This is a genomic window from Cupriavidus sp. 05L310 (assembly GCF_056398185.1).
The window spans coordinates 1-14,577 of sequence record NZ_JBFTOX010000069.1 but is presented as its reverse complement, the minus strand read 5'-3'; the positions used below and the strand labels follow the sequence as shown (position 1 = coordinate 14,577).

The window sequence follows — 14,577 nt, the reverse complement described above, 5'->3', positions numbered from 1 at the left end:
GGTAGCTTTCGGGTCCGGTCCGCCACATGACCCAGATTCCCAAGTTAGCCAAGTTTGAAGAGGAGAACCATGACCGCACCGCACGAGACGATGAGCTTCCAGGCGGAAGTGAAGCAACTGCTGCACCTGATGATCCACTCGCTGTACAGCAACAAGGAAATTTTCCTGCGCGAGCTGGTTTCGAATGCTTCCGACGCCACCGACAAGCTGCGCTTCGAGGCGATTGCCAACCCGGCCCTGCTCGAGAACGATGCCGACCTGGCGATCCGCATCGAGGCCGATCCCGCGGCGCGCACGCTGAAGATCACCGACAACGGTATCGGCATGAGCCGCGATGAGGCGATCCGCAACCTCGGCACCATCGCCCGTTCGGGCACCAAGGAATTCTTCCAGCAACTCTCCGGCGACCAGCAAAAGGACGCCGCCCTGATCGGCCAGTTCGGCGTGGGTTTCTACTCGGCCTTTATCGTGGCCGACAAGGTGACGGTGGAGACCCGCCGCGCCGGCCTGCCCGCGAGCGAAGCCGTACGCTGGGAAAGCGCCGGCGACGGCGAGTTCAGCGTGGACGCCATCGACCGCGCCGAGCGCGGTTCCACCATCACGCTGCACCTGCGCGAAGGCGAGGCCGATTTCCTCTCGGCCTGGAAGCTCAAGGGCATCATCCAGAAGTACTCCGACCATATCTCGCTGCCGATCCGCATGCCCAAGGAAGTGTGGGATGCCGAGGCCAGCGCCTACAAAGCCACCGGCGAGTGGGAAAGCGTGAACCAGGCAAGCGCGCTGTGGACCCGCTCCAAGTCGGACATCACCGAAGAGCAGTACACCACCTTCTACCAGCACATCGCGCACGACAACGAAGCGCCGCTGGCCTACACCCACAACCGCGTCGAAGGCCGCAGCGAGTACACGCAGTTGCTGTACGTGCCGGCGCGCGCGCCGTTCGACCTGTGGGACCGCAACCACAAGGGCGGCCTCAAGCTCTATGTGAAGCGCGTCTTCATCATGGACGACGCCGACCAGCTGCTGCCGGCCTACCTGCGCTTCGTCAAGGGCGTGGTGGATTCGGCCGACCTGCCGCTCAACGTCTCGCGTGAATTGCTGCAGGAAAGCCGCGACGTCAAGGCCATCCGCGAAGGCTGCACCAAGCGCGTGCTGTCGATGCTGGAAACGCTGGCCGACAGCGACGACGAAGCCGAACGCGCCAAGTACACCACCTTCTGGCAGCAGTTCGGCCAGGCACTCAAGGAAGGCCTGGGCGAAGACGCCGGCAACCTGGAGCGCATCGCCAAGCTGCTGCGCTTTGCTTCCACGCAGCAGGACACCGCCGAGCAGAGCGTGGCGCTCGCCGCCTACGTGAGCCGCATGAAGGAAGGCCAGGACAAGATCTACTATGTCACGGCCGACAGCTGGTCCGCGGCCAAGTCCAGCCCGCACCTGGAAGTGTTCCGCAAGAAGGGCATCGAAGTGCTGCTGCTCACCGACCGCGTGGACGAGTGGATGCTGTCCTTCCTGCGCGAGTTCGATGGCAAGGAACTGGTCTCGGTGGCACGTGGCGACCTGGAACTCGGCGCGCTGGCCGATGCCGATGAAAAGGCCGAGCAGGAAAAGGCGGAAGGCGACTGGAAGGACGTGCTGGAACGCGCCAAGACCGTGCTGGAAGGCAAGGCCAAGGACGTTCGCGTGACGCTGCGCCTGACCGAGTCCGCGTCCTGCCTGGTGTCGGACGAAGGCGACATGAGCGGCTACCTGCAACGCCTGCTGAAGCAGGCGGGCCAGAAGGCGCCGGACGCCCAGCCCATCCTGGAGCTGAACCCGGACCACGCGCTGGTGCGCAAGCTGCGCGCGCTGGCGGAAGCTGGCCCCAGGGACGAAGCCTTCGGCGATCGCGTGCATGTGCTGTTCGACCAGGCCCTGCTGGCCGAGGGCGGCACGCTCGAGGATCCGTCGGCCTACGTGCACCGCATCAACAAGCTGCTGGCTTAACCCAAGCGGCGGTTTGCTCCCCTTTCCCCCGCGCACCGGTGGAGAGGGGGGGCGGGCGCTGGCAGCAAGTCGCGCAAGCGCTTGTCCGCCACCGGGCGTGCCAGTTCCCGCGCGGTACACTCCCCCCATGCAAGTTCCTTCCTCCGCATCCCTCCCGGTTCTCCCTCCCGATCTCCAGCAAGGCCTGCCCCCGGTCATCGACCGGCACACCCGCGTGCTGGTGCTGGGCAGTTTTCCCGGCGCCGCCTCTTTGGCGGCGCGGCAGTATTACGCCCACCCGCGCAACCAGTTCTGGCCGCTCCTGGGGGCGCTGACCGGCGAGCCGCTGGCGGAGCTGCCCTACGCGGAGCGGCTGGTGCGGCTGCTGTCCCACCGCATCGGCGTGTGGGACGTGCTCGGCGCCTGCGTGCGCGAGGGCAGCCTGGACAGCAATATCCGCCACCCGCAGGCCAACGACTTCGTGCGGCTGAAGGCACTGGCGCCAGAGTTGCGGCGGGTGGGCTTCAACGGCGGCACCTCGGGACGCTTCGCGCAGCAGTTCGCGGCGGCCGGCTATGAGACGGTAGTGCTGCCATCGTCCAGCCCCGCCCATGCGGCGCGCAACTTCGCGCAGAAGCTGGAGTTGTGGCGGGCGCTTCTGTCACAATCGCGGCCATGAATCACGGTGGCACGCCACCGTCCCACGTTATGCAGGTAGACCGACAATGCCATACCTAGGAATTGGTTTTCACGTCATCGTCGCGGTGTTCTTTGCCGTGCATGCGGTGCGCACGCAGCAGAACATGTACTGGCTGCTGATCCTGTTTGCCTTCCCGGGGCTGGGCAGCGTGGTGTATTTCTTCGCCATCTACCTGCCCGGACTGCGCCAGACGCGCGGTGCGCGGGCCGCCACGCGCGCCATCGGCCAGCTGGTCGACCCCAACCGCGCGGTGCGCGAGGCGCGCGACGCATTTGACCGGGCGCCCACCGTCGATCATCGCATGCGCCTGGGCGCCGCCTTGCTGGATGCCGGCGACCCCAAGGCCGCGCTGGAACACTACGAGGCCGCCGCCAGCGGCCCGTTTGCCACCGACCCGGCGCTGCTGCTGGGCCTGGCGCGCGCGCAGTTCGCCACCGGCGGCCATGCCGCCGCCGTGGCAGCGCTGGAACGCCTGTTCGCCGCCCAGCCGCAGGGCCGCCAGCAAGCCGATCCCGCCTTGTTGTATGCGCGCGCGCTGGCCGCCTCGAACGCGCCGGGCACGCGCGCCGCATTCGAGCAGGCGCTCACCTGCGCCAGCGACGCCGCCGCGCGCTGCCTGTTCGCCGACTGGCTGACGGCGCAGGGCACGCCGGCCGACCGCGAGCGCGCCCAGGCGCTGTACGCCGAGATCGTGCACGACGGCAAGCACTGGCCGCGCCACGCCCGCGAGCACAACAGCGAATGGCTGCGGCGCGCCCAGAGCGCGCTCGGCAAAGCGTGAGCTGAACGAACCGGCGCGGGCCTTCGCATCGCGGGGCCATCGCCCGCCGCCGTATTACGTGCCGCCTATGCGGGCGTCACATCGACTTGTTTTTTCCTGACCACCATGACTCTTCTCAAACGCAAATCGATCGAAGCCGAGGCCTCGCGCCGTCCCGCACGCGGCACGCGCAGCCGCGACGGCGCGCAGGCGGCGCCGCGCGAGGAAAAGCGCATGACGCCGCGCTTCGCGCCGGTGACGTTCTCCGAAATGGAAGGCGTGCGCTACCTGCATTTCGGTACCGAATGGGTGCAGGGCGCGATGCGCCTGCGCAAGCCCGATGCCATCGAGCTGGAGTACGCGCAGCAAATGATGGCGTGGCTGCTGTTCCTGTCGCCGTCGGCGCCGGATTTCCACGTGGCGCAACTGGGTCTGGGCGCGGCCGCGCTGACCAAGTTCTGCCATCGCCAGTTCAGCCGAGCGCGCGTTACCGCGGTGGAGCTGAATCCGTCCGTGATCGTGGCCGGGCGCAGCATGTTTGGCCTGCGCGAGGACGACGAGCGCCTTAGCGTGCGTGAGCAGGATGCCTGGGACTACGTGATGGACGGCGCCCACACCGGCGCTCTCGATGTCCTGCAGGTCGATCTCTACGACGCCACCGCGCGCGGACCGGTCCTGGACACGACAGCCTTCTACAAGGCCTGCCGCCGCGTGCTGAAAGCACCGGGCGTGATGACCATCAACCTGTTCGGCGACCACGACAGCTTTCCCAAAAACATCGTGCGGATCTGCGAAGCCTTCGATAACCGCGTGCTGGTGTTCCCAGAGGTGCACGACGGCAATGTCATTGCCCTGGCCTTCAACGGCCCGGCGATCGATGTGTCGTGGGATGTGCTGGAAGCGCGCGCCAAGGTGGTGGAGGACAGCACCGGCCTGCCCGCGCGCGACTGGGTGAAGAAACTGCGGGCGGCGAATGCGCGGCAGGAGGACGGTTTGCGGATCTGAGGCGGCTGGCTTGCCGCTTGCGGCGCCGGCCCTCGCCGCCGGCGCCGCAAGCAGGGAGCGCTTCGGCGCTCTGCCTTACTGCTTGTGGAAGAACTGGGCGAGCGACCATTCGTCGGTACGCGCTTCATACTTCAGATCCTTGCGCATCGCCCACATCGCCAACTGGCTATGGGAAGGAACAATGGCATGATCCGCCAGCGCAAACTTGGCCGCGATCCGCGCATTTTCCTCCCGCGACTTGTCGCTGCTCACCGTGGTCAGCGATTTCTCAATCAGCAGGTCAAGCTGCGTATTGCTGTACTTGCCCCAGTTCCACGTTCCGTATCCCGTCTTGGGATTCGGCGTCCCGGTGATCGAGCGCAGCGCCACGTCGGCCGCCGCCGACCCCCAGCCCAGCATCTCGAACGCAAAGTCTCCCTGGCGCGCGCGCGTGAAGTACGCGGCCACCGGCAGTGTCTCCACCTTGGTCTGAATGCCGATGCGCGTCAGCATGCTGGCGGTAGCCTGCGCCACCGCGGCATCGTTCAGGTAGCGGTTATTGGTCGCGTGCAGCGTCAGGCCAAAGCCATCCGGATAGCCCGCCGCGGCCAGCAGCTTCTTCGCGCCTTCGGGATCATAGGCCTCGGGCTTGGTGCCGGGATGGCCAAAGATCTGCGGCGAGACGATCGAGGAGGCCGGCACGGCCAGCCCTTCCATGATGCGGTCGACGATGGCGTCGCGGTTCAGCGCCTTGCTGATCGCGGCGCGCACGCGTGCGTCCTTGAACGGGTTCTTGCCGAGCGGCTTGCCGGCCTTGTCGGTGACGAAGGGCGGGTTGTCGCGCGACTGGTCCATCTGCCAGAAGATGGTGCGCCACGAGACCTGCTGCTCGATGCGGAACTTGGGGTTCTGCCTGAGCCTGGCCACGTCGGCGGAGGGCACGCTTTCGATCACGTCCACGTCGCCGGACAGCAGCGCCGCGCTGCGCGCGCCGTTGTCGGTGATGATGCGGAAGATCGCCCGATCCCAATCGACCTTGGGACCCCAGTAGTCGGGGTTCCTGGCCATCACGATTTCCTGCCCGCGCGCGAAGCGCACGAATTTGAAGGGGCCGGTGCCGATCATCGCCTTGCCCGAATCGAAATCGGCCTGGGTCAGCGTGGCCGCGATCTTCTTCGGCATGATCGGCACGCTGTTGAGGTCGTTGGCCAGGTTGGCGTAGTTGGGCACGCTCATGGTGAGGCGCACGGTGAGCGGGTCGGGCGTGTCGATGCGCGCGATCGGCTTGGTGTAGCTGGTGAAGGAGCCTGGGCTATTGGTGAGTTTGTCCGGGCGCTCCAGCGAGGCCTTGACGTCTTCGCTGGTGAACGGCGTCCCGTCGTGCCATTTCACGTTGGGGCGCAGCTTGATTTCCCAGGTGATGGCGTTGACCGGCTTCCATGACAGCGCCAGGCCCGGGATGTAGCGGGCGTTCTTGTCCATGAACACCAGCGACTCGAAGATGTGCAGGGCGATGGCGTTGTTCGGTCCGGCGTTGTTCCACTGCGGGTCCATCGAGGTCACGTCGGCGGACAGGCCGATGCGCAGGTCTTCGGCCTGCGCCGCGCCGGCGGGCAGCAGCATCAGCGCGGCGCCGCCGAGCACGAGTGCGGCGCCGGCTTGCAGCATCGCGCGGCGCGGCATCAGGGCGGCAAGGACGTCAGGCGGGCTTGACGGAGCGCCGGCAGGGCGATCCGCGGTGCGGGCTGGAAGGCTGCGGCTAAGGCGTGTTGCGGGCATCGGGATGCGCTCCTCGTACGGGCCGGCCCTCGGGAGGGGAGGGCGTCGGCGGGTTCTCAGATGGGGTGGCGGCTCCGGCTTGCTTGCCTGAATCTCCACCCGGCTGCCCGCATTGTGCCGCCAAAACGACATCGGTGTGCGATACGGGCGTCATATGCTTATGCTCCCAGCAAGGGGTGGCACATGTCCATGGCTTGCGCCGCCTGCTTGTCCCCGGGCCCGCCCGCAGCCGGTAGAATCCCGCCCATGTTCGCCAACTCCCGCACCATCACCTCGGCCCAGGCCGATGTCCACGACCACCTCGCGGCGCGTGTCGCCCGCCACCTGGCTGAGCCCTTTCGCAAGCCGATCGGCGAGCCCAGCCGGCGCGCGCTCGATCTTGCGCTGCAGCAATGGCAGCAGGCCGGCGTCGCGCCGCTGATCCTCGACGCAGGCTGCGGCGTGGGGGAGAGCACCTTGCGCCTGGCCACGGCGTTTCCCGGTCATTTCGTGATCGGCGTGGACCAGTCGGAGAAACGGCTGACCGGCGGCAAGGACTGGTGGGAAGGGCCGATGCCGGCCAATTTCGCCTGGGCCCGTGCCGACCTGGTCGATGTCTGGCGGATGCTGCAGGCGGATCGCATCCCTATTGCGCGCCATTACGTGCTGTATCCCAACCCCTGGCCCAAGATCGGCCACCTGGGGCGGCGCTGGCAGGGCCATGCGGTGTTCCCGGCGCTGGCTGCGTGCGGAGACTATCTGGAGTGCCGCAGCAACTGGCAGGTCTATATCGATGAATTTGCCCAGGCGCTGGCGCTGGTTGGCCGGCCGGCGCGGGTCGAGTCCTGGCGGCCGGCCGAGGCTATCACGCCGTTCGAGCGCAAGTACGCCGCCTCCGGTCATGCGCTGTGGCGCTGCGTGAGCGAGCCCGCGGCAACCTGACACCGGGAGCCGGGAAACAAAACGGCCCGCGCAAGGCGGGCCGTCGGTGAGGCGGGTGGGGTAACGCTCAGTGGAACAGCGGCTGCTGCGTGGGCGCGTCTTCGGGCAGTTCGGCGTGCACGATCTCACCCGAGCGGTCCGCGTAGAGCGGCGTGCCGCAGTCTTCGCAATACTCGGGGTCGAACAGCGCGGCGTGACGGAATATGTCTTCGACCCCCGCGTTGCGCAGTTCCTCGCAGATCTGCTCCAGCGGGTTGTCCTTCTCGCTGGCGTCGATCTCGCCGGACTCGCGGCCATACACCGGCCAGACGATGCCGTAGATCACATCCTTCTCGCCGCGCATGGTAAAGCCGACGCGGTACTCCTCGACTTCCTCCTCGCCGAAGGCCGCCACCACGGCGGCCATCTGGCCGGCGGGCACGTCCAGCGTGCCGCACAGGTAGTTGACGGCGGCGCGCACGGTGAGCGGGCGGATGCTCTTGTCGGACTCGCGGCAGGACAGGAAGAAGGCGTCGGGCAGCAGCAGCTCGAACTCGCAGCCGGGCATCAGCAGCGCGATCGAAGGCTGGACCTGGGTGCGCCATTGCTCCAGGCACACCGTGCGCTCGGCATGGTGTTCCTTGGCGTCCTCCTGCCAGCGGAACAGTGCCTGCTCGTGCGGCGCCACCACCACGGCCAGCAGGTAGCGCGGATCGGCCAGGATCGGCGCGGTCTCCGGCAGGTCGCGCAGATCGACCTTGGGCGTGGTGCCGGCCATGGCGGCCGAAACCAGCTTGTAGGTCAGGGCAAAGGTATCGCTGTGCGTGCGCGGCAACTGGTCGATGCTGTACAGGTAGGGCGATAGCGCCATCTTGGTATTGGTCGCCAGCACATGCGCCTGCATGTGCACCGCCAGGGTCTGCGACAGCTCGGGCTTGAGCGCGCCGGACGGGATGGCGTAGCGGGTGTGGGCCAGGATGGGGGCGGCGATCAGCAGGGCGTCGTAGCTGACGCCGTCGATTTCGACGGTGGCCGACTCGGCCAGGGTCTCGGCTTGTTCGGCGAGCACGTCGGAGGCGTCGGCGTTGTGCTTGAACAGGTGTTCGAGCGCGGCGTCGAGGGCGGACTGGCTGCCGTTTTTCAGGAGCCGGCCCAGGCGTTGCGAGAGCCGCCGCTCCCAATACCCATCCTCCATGCGGCTGCCCGAGGCATCGAGCGCGAGCGCATCGGCCACCAGACGCTCGGCGTCAGGCGAAAGACGTTGGGAAGCCTTGGGGCGAAAACCTGCCATAAGTCGAAATCATCCGTTTTTCGGTAAAACGGTATTCTACTCGCTGCGTTGACAAAAAAAGCCGCCAGGTGCAGGGCGGCTGTTCTGCGTGATGCCGGACAGGCTTGCGCGGTGCCTCGAAGCGCCGGGGCTGTTACTTCTGCGCGGGCGCTTGCGGGGTCTCCGGCGCGTGGGTTTCCACGCCGTGCTGCTCGCCGCCCATCGAAATCTCGCCGCCCTTGGACAACATATAGAGTGCCGCGCCGGCGATGACGACGAATGCGATGAAAATCTTTGCCATGGTGTCTCCTGTGCGTTTGAGGCGGGCAGGCCGACGTGGCTGCCCTGCGCAATGCTTTGTTCTTGTTGATGCATCGGAGTGTGGCAGGGCAGGCTTGCGTGGAACTTACACGGGGGCATGCTTGGGGTAAGCCTGGGTCAAGCGGTGGTGGCTGCGCTTTTAGCCCGGCTGCCGGGCTCGCCGGGCGCTATGGCAGGTAAACGCCGCCGCAAAGAAAAACGCCGCTGGCCATGTCCTCCATAGAGGCGCACGGCCAGCGGCGTCGCCCCAAAGCCCCTGAGGGCCCCGGGCTAGCCGGTCAGGCGGCCAGCAACTGACGCAGCACGAACGGCAGGATGCCGCCGTGGTTGTAGTAGTCGACTTCGATCGGGGTGTCGATGCGCAGCAGCACCGGCACGCGCTGCACGTCGCCATTGGCGCGCTTGATCACCAGCGTCACGTCCTGCTGCGGCTTCAGGTCGCCTTCGATGCCTTCGATGTCGAACGTCTCGTTGCCGATGATGCCCAGCGTCTGCACGCTGTCGCTGCCTTTGAACTGCAGGGGCAGCACGCCCATGCCGACCAGGTTGGAGCGGTGGATGCGCTCGAAGCTGCGCGTGATCACGGCCTTCACGCCAAGCAACTGGGTGCCCTTGGCGGCCCAGTCGCGCGACGAGCCGGTGCCGTACTCTTCGCCGCCGAACACCACGGTGGGCGTGCCTTCGGCGATGTATTTCATGGCGGCGTCGTAGATCGACATTTCGTCGCCGGTGGGCTGGTGCAGCGTGACGCCGCCTTCCACGCGCGAGCCATCGGCCTTGACCGGCAGCATCAGGTTCTTGATGCGCACGTTGGCAAAGGTGCCGCGCATCATGACCTCATGGTTGCCGCGGCGCGAGCCGTAGCTGTTGAAGTCCGCCTTGAGCACGCCGTTGGCCAGCAGGTACTTGCCCGCGGGCGACGATTCCTTGATCGAACCAGCCGGCGAGATGTGGTCGGTGGTCACGGAGTCGCCAAAGACGCCGAGCGCGCGCGCATTGCGCACGCTGGTCTGGGTCGCGGCCGGTTCCATGCCGAAGCCTTCGAAGAAGGGCGGCTCGGCGATATAGGTGGACTTCGGCCAGTCGTAGACCTGGCCCTTGGTGCCCTTGACCTTGGCCCACAGCTTGCTCGGCTTCTTGACCTGCTCGTAGTTGACCTTGAAGACCTTGGCGTCCATGGCGTACTTCATCAGCGCATGGATTTCTTCCGAGGTCGGCCAGATGTCGCCAAGGTAGATCTCGCGGCCGCCCTTGCCCGTGCCCACCGGCTCGGTCATCAGGTCGCGCGTCACGTTGCCGGCGATGGCGTAGGCCACCACCAGCGGCGGCGAGGCCAGGAAGTTGGCGCGGATATTCGGGTGGATGCGTGCCTCGAAGTTGCGGTTGCCCGACAGCACGGCGGCCGCAATCAGGTCATTCTTGGTGATCGCCTCGTTCAGTTCCGGCGTCAGGTCGCCGGCGTTGCCGATACAGGTGGTGCAGCCGTAGGCGGTCACGCCGAAACCCAGCTTTTCCAGGTAAGGCAGCAGGCCGGCGGCCTCCAGGTACTCCGTGACCACGCGGCTGCCGGGGGCGAGCGACGTCTTGATGTGCGGCGCAACCTTGAGGCCGGCTTCCACCGCCTTCTTGGCCAGCAGGCCAGCGGCCAGCAGCACGCTCGGGTTGGAGGTATTGGTGCAGGACGTGATGGCGGCGATCAGCACATCGCCGCTCTTCACGTTGACGCCGTCCGTCGTGGTGTAGGTCTTGTCCAGTTCGGCGATGTCCTTGTTGAACCCGTTCTCGGCGGTCGGCTTGGCGAACAGCGAGGCAAAGGTGGACTTGACGTTGCCGATCTCGATGCGGTCCTGCGGGCGCTTCGGGCCGGCCAGCGAGGGGGCCACGGTGCCGAGGTCCAGCGTGACCACGTTGGTGTAGTCGATCTCCCCGGCCTTGGGGATGCCGAACATCTTCTGGGCGCGGAAATAGCCTTCGAAGGCGGCGATTTCTTCTTCGGTGCGGCCGGTGCCCTTGAAATAGTCGATGGTCTTCTCGTCAACCGGGAAGAAGCCCATGGTGGCGCCGTATTCCGGCGCCATGTTGCCGATGGTGGCGCGGTCAGGCAGCGCCAGGCTGGCGGTGCCTTCGCCGAAGAACTCGACGAACTTGCCGACCACTTTCTCGCGGCGCAGCATTTCGGTGATGGTGAGCACCAGGTCGGTCGCGGTCACGCCTTCGCGCAGGCGGCCCTTCAGTTCCACGCCGACCACGTCGGGCGTCAGGAAATAGACCGGCTGGCCCAGCATGCCCGCTTCCGCCTCGATGCCGCCCACGCCCCAGCCCACTACGCCGATGCCGTTGATCATGGTGGTGTGGCTGTCGGTGCCGACCAGGGTGTCCGGGTAGTACACGCCGTCCTTCTTGTGCACGCCGCGCGCCAGGTACTCCAGGTTGACCTGGTGCACGATGCCGAAGCCCGGCTGCACCACACCGAAGGTGTCGAAGGCCTGCATGCCCCACTTCATGAACTGGTAGCGCTCGTTATTGCGCTGGAATTCCAGTTTCATGTTCAGGTCCAGCGCATTCTTTTCGCGGAAGTGGTCGATCTGCACGGAGTGGTCGACCACCAGGTCCACCGGCACCAGGGGCTCGATCTTCTTCGGGTTCTGGCCCATCTTCTCGGCCACGTTGCGCATGGCCGCCAGGTCGGCCAGCAATGGCACGCCGGTGAAATCCTGCAGCACCACGCGCGCCACGACGAAGGGGATCTCGTCGACGCGCTCGGCGACGGGCTTCCAGTTGGCAAGCTGCCTGACGTGTTCTTCAGTGACCTTCTTGCCGTCGCAGTTGCGCAGCACCGATTCCAGCACGATGCGAATCGATACCGGCAGGCGCTCGACCGCTACGCCGAGTGCCTTGCCCAGTTGCGGCAAGGAATAGAACTGACCCTTGCCGGACGGGCCGGTCTTGAATTCTTTCAGAGTCTTATTGAGATTGTGGGGCATTGCCTTACTCCAATCGAAGGATGGTGCGGACTAGCTTGTGGACTCGTAAATCTGCGTTTCGCCGCCGGCGGCCGGCGAAACAAGCCTGCCTCGCGGCGCCCGGCGCCGTGACGGCGCCGTTGTTCATGCCTACTGCCTGCTGCTTGCGTTGTGCATTCTTGCTTTTCTTGCTGATGGATTCTTGCTGATCTGCTTTGCTGCTGCGTGGCATTACCAATGTACGCGCCGCGTGGATTTTAGGGCAAGCCGGCGGGCCCCGTCAGCCTGCCAGGCCCGGTTCATCCGTTTTTTTCCGCGGCTCAGATCACGTACAGGTCGACGTACTCGTTGACCGGCATCGCTTCCAGGCGGGCCTGGTCCAGCGACACGGCCAGGATGGCCTGCTGCTGCCTGGCCGGGAAGCGGCGCGCCAGGTTGGTCTTGAACTTTTCCACCAGCAACGGGATGCCATCGTCGCGGCGGCGCTTGTGGCCGATCGGGTATTCCACCACCACTTCCGGGAGCACCGTGCCGTCGCTCAGTTCCACGGTCAGCGCATTGGCGATCGAGCGCTTTTCCGGATCGTGGTAGTCGGCCGTGAACTGCGGGTCCTCCACGCACACGATCTTGTCGCGCAGCGCGTCGATGCGCGGGTCCGCCGCGACCTTGTCTTCATAATCCTCCGCGGTCAGGCGGCCGAACAGCAGCGGCACGGCCACCATGTACTGGATGCAGTGATCGCGGTCGGCCGGGTTGGCCAGCGGGCCTTTCTTGTCGATGATGCGGATGCAGGCCTCATGGGTGCGGATGGTGACCTTCCCGACGTCGGCTGCCGTCTTGCCCGCGGCGGCCAACTGGCCGTTCAGGGTCATGGCGGCTTCCACCGCGGTCTGCGAGTGGAATTCAGCGGGAAAGGATATTTTGAATAGCACGTTCTCCATCACGTAGGAGCCGTACGGGCGCTGGAACCTGAAGGGCTGGCCCTTGAACAGCACGTCGTAGAAGCCCCAGCCCCCGGCACTGAGTACCGAGGGATAGCCCATCTCGCCGGTCCTGGCGATCAGCGCCAGGCGCACGGCGCGGCTGGTGGCGTCTCCCGCGGCCCAGCTTTTGCGGCTGCCGGTGTTGGGGGCGTGGCGGTAGGTGCGCAGCGACTGGCCATCGACCCAGGCGAGGGACACGGCGTTGATGATCTCGTCGCGGCTCAGGCCCAGCATCTGCGCGACGACGGCGGTGGAGGCCACCTTGACCAGCACCACGTGGTCCAGGCCGACCTTGTTGAAGGAGTTTTCCAGCGCGATGCAGCCCTGGATCTCGTGGGCCTTGATCATGCCGGTGAGCACGTCCCTCATGGTCAGCGGCTTGCGCCCGGCGGCCACATTGTTGCGCGAGAGCCAGTCGGCGGTGGCGAGGATGCCGCCGAGGTTGTCCGAGGGATGGCCCCATTCGGCGGCCAGCCAGGTGTCGTTGAAATCGAGCCAGCGGATCATGGCTCCGATATTGAAGGCCGCCTGGATCGGGTCGAGCTGGAATTGCGTGCCGGGCACCTTGGCGCCGTTGGGGACCATCGTGCCGGGCACGATCGGGCCCATCAGCTTGGTGCAGGCCGGGTATGACAGGGCTTCCAGGCCGCAGCCGAGGGTATCGATCAGGCAGTTGCGGGCCGTGTCGTAGGCAAGCGCGCTCTCGATCTGATAGCGGGTGACGTAGTCGACAATGTCGACCAATACCTTGTCAGGTTCCGGACGAACGTTTGGAACGTGTGCAGACATGGGGTCCCCTCGGGTATTTGTGCTTCCTGGTGCCCATGGACATGGCCGGGCGATGCCCGGCTATGTCACCTGGTTACGGCTTCGGCGCGGCATCGGCTGCCGGGGCCGGCGGGGCGACCAGCAGGGGGGTGGCTACCGGGGCACGCAGTGCGCCTGCCTGGGTCGGCGCCGAGCCGCCAGCCTGCATGTCCGCGGTCTGGCACTCATCGGCCAGGCGCTGGCCGGCGTTCTTGTTGAACAGCATGGCCTTGCTCGGGATCACGACCAGGTCCAGGCCGGAGCGGGCGTCGAAATAGCGGTCGGCGCCGGTCACGGTGGACAGGCGCGGCAGGCGGTATTCCTTGCCCTCCCAGTTCACGGTGATGACTTCGTCACGCTGCATATTGCCGCCGATGTACAGGACATGGCCCAGTTCGCACTGCCATTTTTCGCCATGCGGCACGGCTGCGGTTTCCGTGGTTGCCGCCTTCTTGGCCGGGGCCTTCTTGGCAGGAGCCTTCTTGGCGGGAGCAGCCTTCGTGGCCGGATCCTGGGCCGTCGCGACGCCGGCGGTGGTCAGCGTGAATGCGCCGATACAGGCGGCGAGGACAAGATGCTTCATTCTGTGGGTTCCTTCTGGAGTTGGGTCAAAGGCGGTGGATTGCCGGCTGAGGCCGACAGACACATGTCCGCCGCTATTCTCTACGATTTGAAAGTCAGGGCGTAGTACCCCTACCATCGGTTACACAATTGGGCATCGCGGCGGGCCCGGTCAAGCCTGTTTTGCTTCATGGTAGGACGATTTTCCGCTTATTTACGCTTGCCGATCGGCACGAACTTCAGGTTCTCCGGCCCGGTGTAGTTGGCGCTGGGGCGGATGATCTTGTTGTCGATGCGCTGCTCGACGATGTGGGCAGCCCAGCCGGAGGTCCGCGAGATCACGAACAGCGGCGTGAACATGGCGGTCGGCACGCCCATCATGTGGTAGCTCACGGCGCTGAACCAGTCCAGGTTGGGGAACATCTTCTTGATGTCCCGCATGGTCGTTTCCAGCCGTTCGGCGATGTCGAACATCTTGGTCGAGCCGGCGTCCTTCGACAGGCGGCGCGCCACGTCCTTGATGATCTGGTTGCGCGGGTCGCTGATGGTGTACACCGGGTGGCCGAAACCGATCACCACTTCCTTGT

Annotated in this window: 12 protein-coding genes; 5 read left to right on the top strand and 7 right to left on the bottom strand. The window is 66.0% G+C overall.

Annotated elements, in window-relative coordinates:
* Window positions 1-69 precede the first annotated feature (69 nt).
* The 4 genes from htpG (at window position 70) to AC1DS6_RS35845 (ending at window position 4,427) form a co-directional block, all read left to right on the top strand.
* The gene (gene htpG, locus AC1DS6_RS35860; RefSeq protein WP_441626797.1) at window positions 70-1,983 is read left to right on the top strand and encodes a molecular chaperone HtpG; all 1,914 of its coding nucleotides are present in this window, start codon (window positions 70-72) and stop codon (window positions 1,981-1,983) included.
* Between the two features lie 127 nt (window positions 1,984-2,110).
* Complete coding sequence (locus tag AC1DS6_RS35855) at window positions 2,111-2,641, top strand: DNA-deoxyinosine glycosylase (RefSeq protein WP_477104275.1); 531 nt, start codon at window positions 2,111-2,113, stop codon at window positions 2,639-2,641.
* A 46-nt stretch (window positions 2,642-2,687) separates the two neighbouring features.
* Complete coding sequence (locus AC1DS6_RS35850; protein ID WP_045237423.1) at window positions 2,688-3,443, top strand: tetratricopeptide repeat protein; 756 nt, start codon at window positions 2,688-2,690, stop codon at window positions 3,441-3,443.
* A gap of 105 nt (window positions 3,444-3,548) precedes the next feature.
* Entirely contained in the window at window positions 3,549-4,427 is an 879-nt protein-coding gene (locus AC1DS6_RS35845; RefSeq protein ID WP_045237422.1) for a class I SAM-dependent methyltransferase, read from the top strand.
* Window positions 4,428-4,502: 75 nt separating this feature from the next.
* Here the strand turns inward: AC1DS6_RS35845 and AC1DS6_RS35840 are convergent, their stop codons facing one another.
* Window positions 4,503-6,089 carry an ABC transporter substrate-binding protein gene (locus AC1DS6_RS35840; RefSeq protein ID WP_441626938.1) on the bottom strand — a complete coding sequence of 529 codons (1,587 nt, stop codon included), beginning with the start codon at window positions 6,087-6,089 and terminating at the stop codon, window positions 4,503-4,505.
* A 342-nt stretch (window positions 6,090-6,431) separates the two neighbouring features.
* Between AC1DS6_RS35840 and trmB the strand changes: the two genes are divergently transcribed.
* Complete coding sequence (trmB, locus tag AC1DS6_RS35835) at window positions 6,432-7,106, top strand: tRNA (guanine(46)-N(7))-methyltransferase TrmB (protein WP_441626792.1); 675 nt, start codon at window positions 6,432-6,434, stop codon at window positions 7,104-7,106.
* 67 nt (window positions 7,107-7,173) lie between these two features.
* Here the strand turns inward: trmB and AC1DS6_RS35830 are convergent, their stop codons facing one another.
* The 6 genes from AC1DS6_RS35830 to AC1DS6_RS35805 form a co-directional block, all read right to left on the bottom strand.
* On the bottom strand, window positions 7,174-8,376 hold the full coding sequence (locus tag AC1DS6_RS35830) for a DUF2863 family protein (RefSeq protein WP_045237420.1): 1,203 nt from the start codon (window positions 8,374-8,376) through the stop codon (window positions 7,174-7,176).
* Between the two features lie 133 nt (window positions 8,377-8,509).
* Window positions 8,510-8,656 carry a hypothetical protein gene (locus tag AC1DS6_RS35825; protein WP_441626790.1) on the bottom strand — a complete coding sequence of 49 codons (147 nt, stop codon included), beginning with the start codon at window positions 8,654-8,656 and terminating at the stop codon, window positions 8,510-8,512.
* 298 nt (window positions 8,657-8,954) lie between these two features.
* Window positions 8,955-11,660, bottom strand: a complete 2,706-nt coding sequence (acnA, locus tag AC1DS6_RS35820; protein WP_441626788.1) for an aconitate hydratase AcnA — start codon at window positions 11,658-11,660, stop codon at window positions 8,955-8,957.
* Window positions 11,661-11,959: 299 nt separating this feature from the next.
* Complete coding sequence (locus AC1DS6_RS35815) at window positions 11,960-13,411, bottom strand: bifunctional 2-methylcitrate dehydratase/aconitate hydratase (protein ID WP_477104274.1); 1,452 nt, start codon at window positions 13,409-13,411, stop codon at window positions 11,960-11,962.
* A 73-nt stretch (window positions 13,412-13,484) separates the two neighbouring features.
* Entirely contained in the window at window positions 13,485-14,012 is a 528-nt protein-coding gene (locus tag AC1DS6_RS35810; RefSeq protein ID WP_441626784.1) for a hypothetical protein, read from the bottom strand.
* Between the two features lie 188 nt (window positions 14,013-14,200).
* Window positions 14,201-14,577: citrate/2-methylcitrate synthase (locus tag AC1DS6_RS35805; RefSeq protein WP_477104273.1), on the bottom strand; the 377-nt coding region annotated here is incomplete at its 5' end.

What these genes read in the sequence shown, in the direction of transcription:
- acnA (WP_441626788.1), bottom strand. Translation starts at nt 11,660, where the DNA reads ATGCCCCACAATCTCAATAAGACTCTGAAAGAATTCAAGACCGGCCCG.
- AC1DS6_RS35845 (WP_045237422.1), top strand. Translation starts at nt 3,549, where the DNA reads ATGACTCTTCTCAAACGCAAATCGATCGAAGCCGAGGCCTCGCGCCGT.
- AC1DS6_RS35810 (WP_441626784.1), bottom strand. Translation starts at nt 14,012, where the DNA reads ATGAAGCATCTTGTCCTCGCCGCCTGTATCGGCGCATTCACGCTGACC.
- AC1DS6_RS35840 (WP_441626938.1), bottom strand. Translation starts at nt 6,089, where the DNA reads ATGCCGCGCCGCGCGATGCTGCAAGCCGGCGCCGCACTCGTGCTCGGC.
- AC1DS6_RS35850 (WP_045237423.1), top strand. Translation starts at nt 2,688, where the DNA reads ATGCCATACCTAGGAATTGGTTTTCACGTCATCGTCGCGGTGTTCTTT.
- trmB (WP_441626792.1), top strand. Translation starts at nt 6,432, where the DNA reads ATGTTCGCCAACTCCCGCACCATCACCTCGGCCCAGGCCGATGTCCAC.
- AC1DS6_RS35815 (WP_477104274.1), bottom strand. Translation starts at nt 13,411, where the DNA reads ATGTCTGCACACGTTCCAAACGTTCGTCCGGAACCTGACAAGGTATTG.
- AC1DS6_RS35855 (WP_477104275.1), top strand. Translation starts at nt 2,111, where the DNA reads ATGCAAGTTCCTTCCTCCGCATCCCTCCCGGTTCTCCCTCCCGATCTC.
- AC1DS6_RS35825 (WP_441626790.1), bottom strand. Translation starts at nt 8,656, where the DNA reads ATGGCAAAGATTTTCATCGCATTCGTCGTCATCGCCGGCGCGGCACTC.
- AC1DS6_RS35830 (WP_045237420.1), bottom strand. Translation starts at nt 8,376, where the DNA reads ATGGCAGGTTTTCGCCCCAAGGCTTCCCAACGTCTTTCGCCTGACGCC.
- htpG (WP_441626797.1), top strand. Translation starts at nt 70, where the DNA reads ATGACCGCACCGCACGAGACGATGAGCTTCCAGGCGGAAGTGAAGCAA.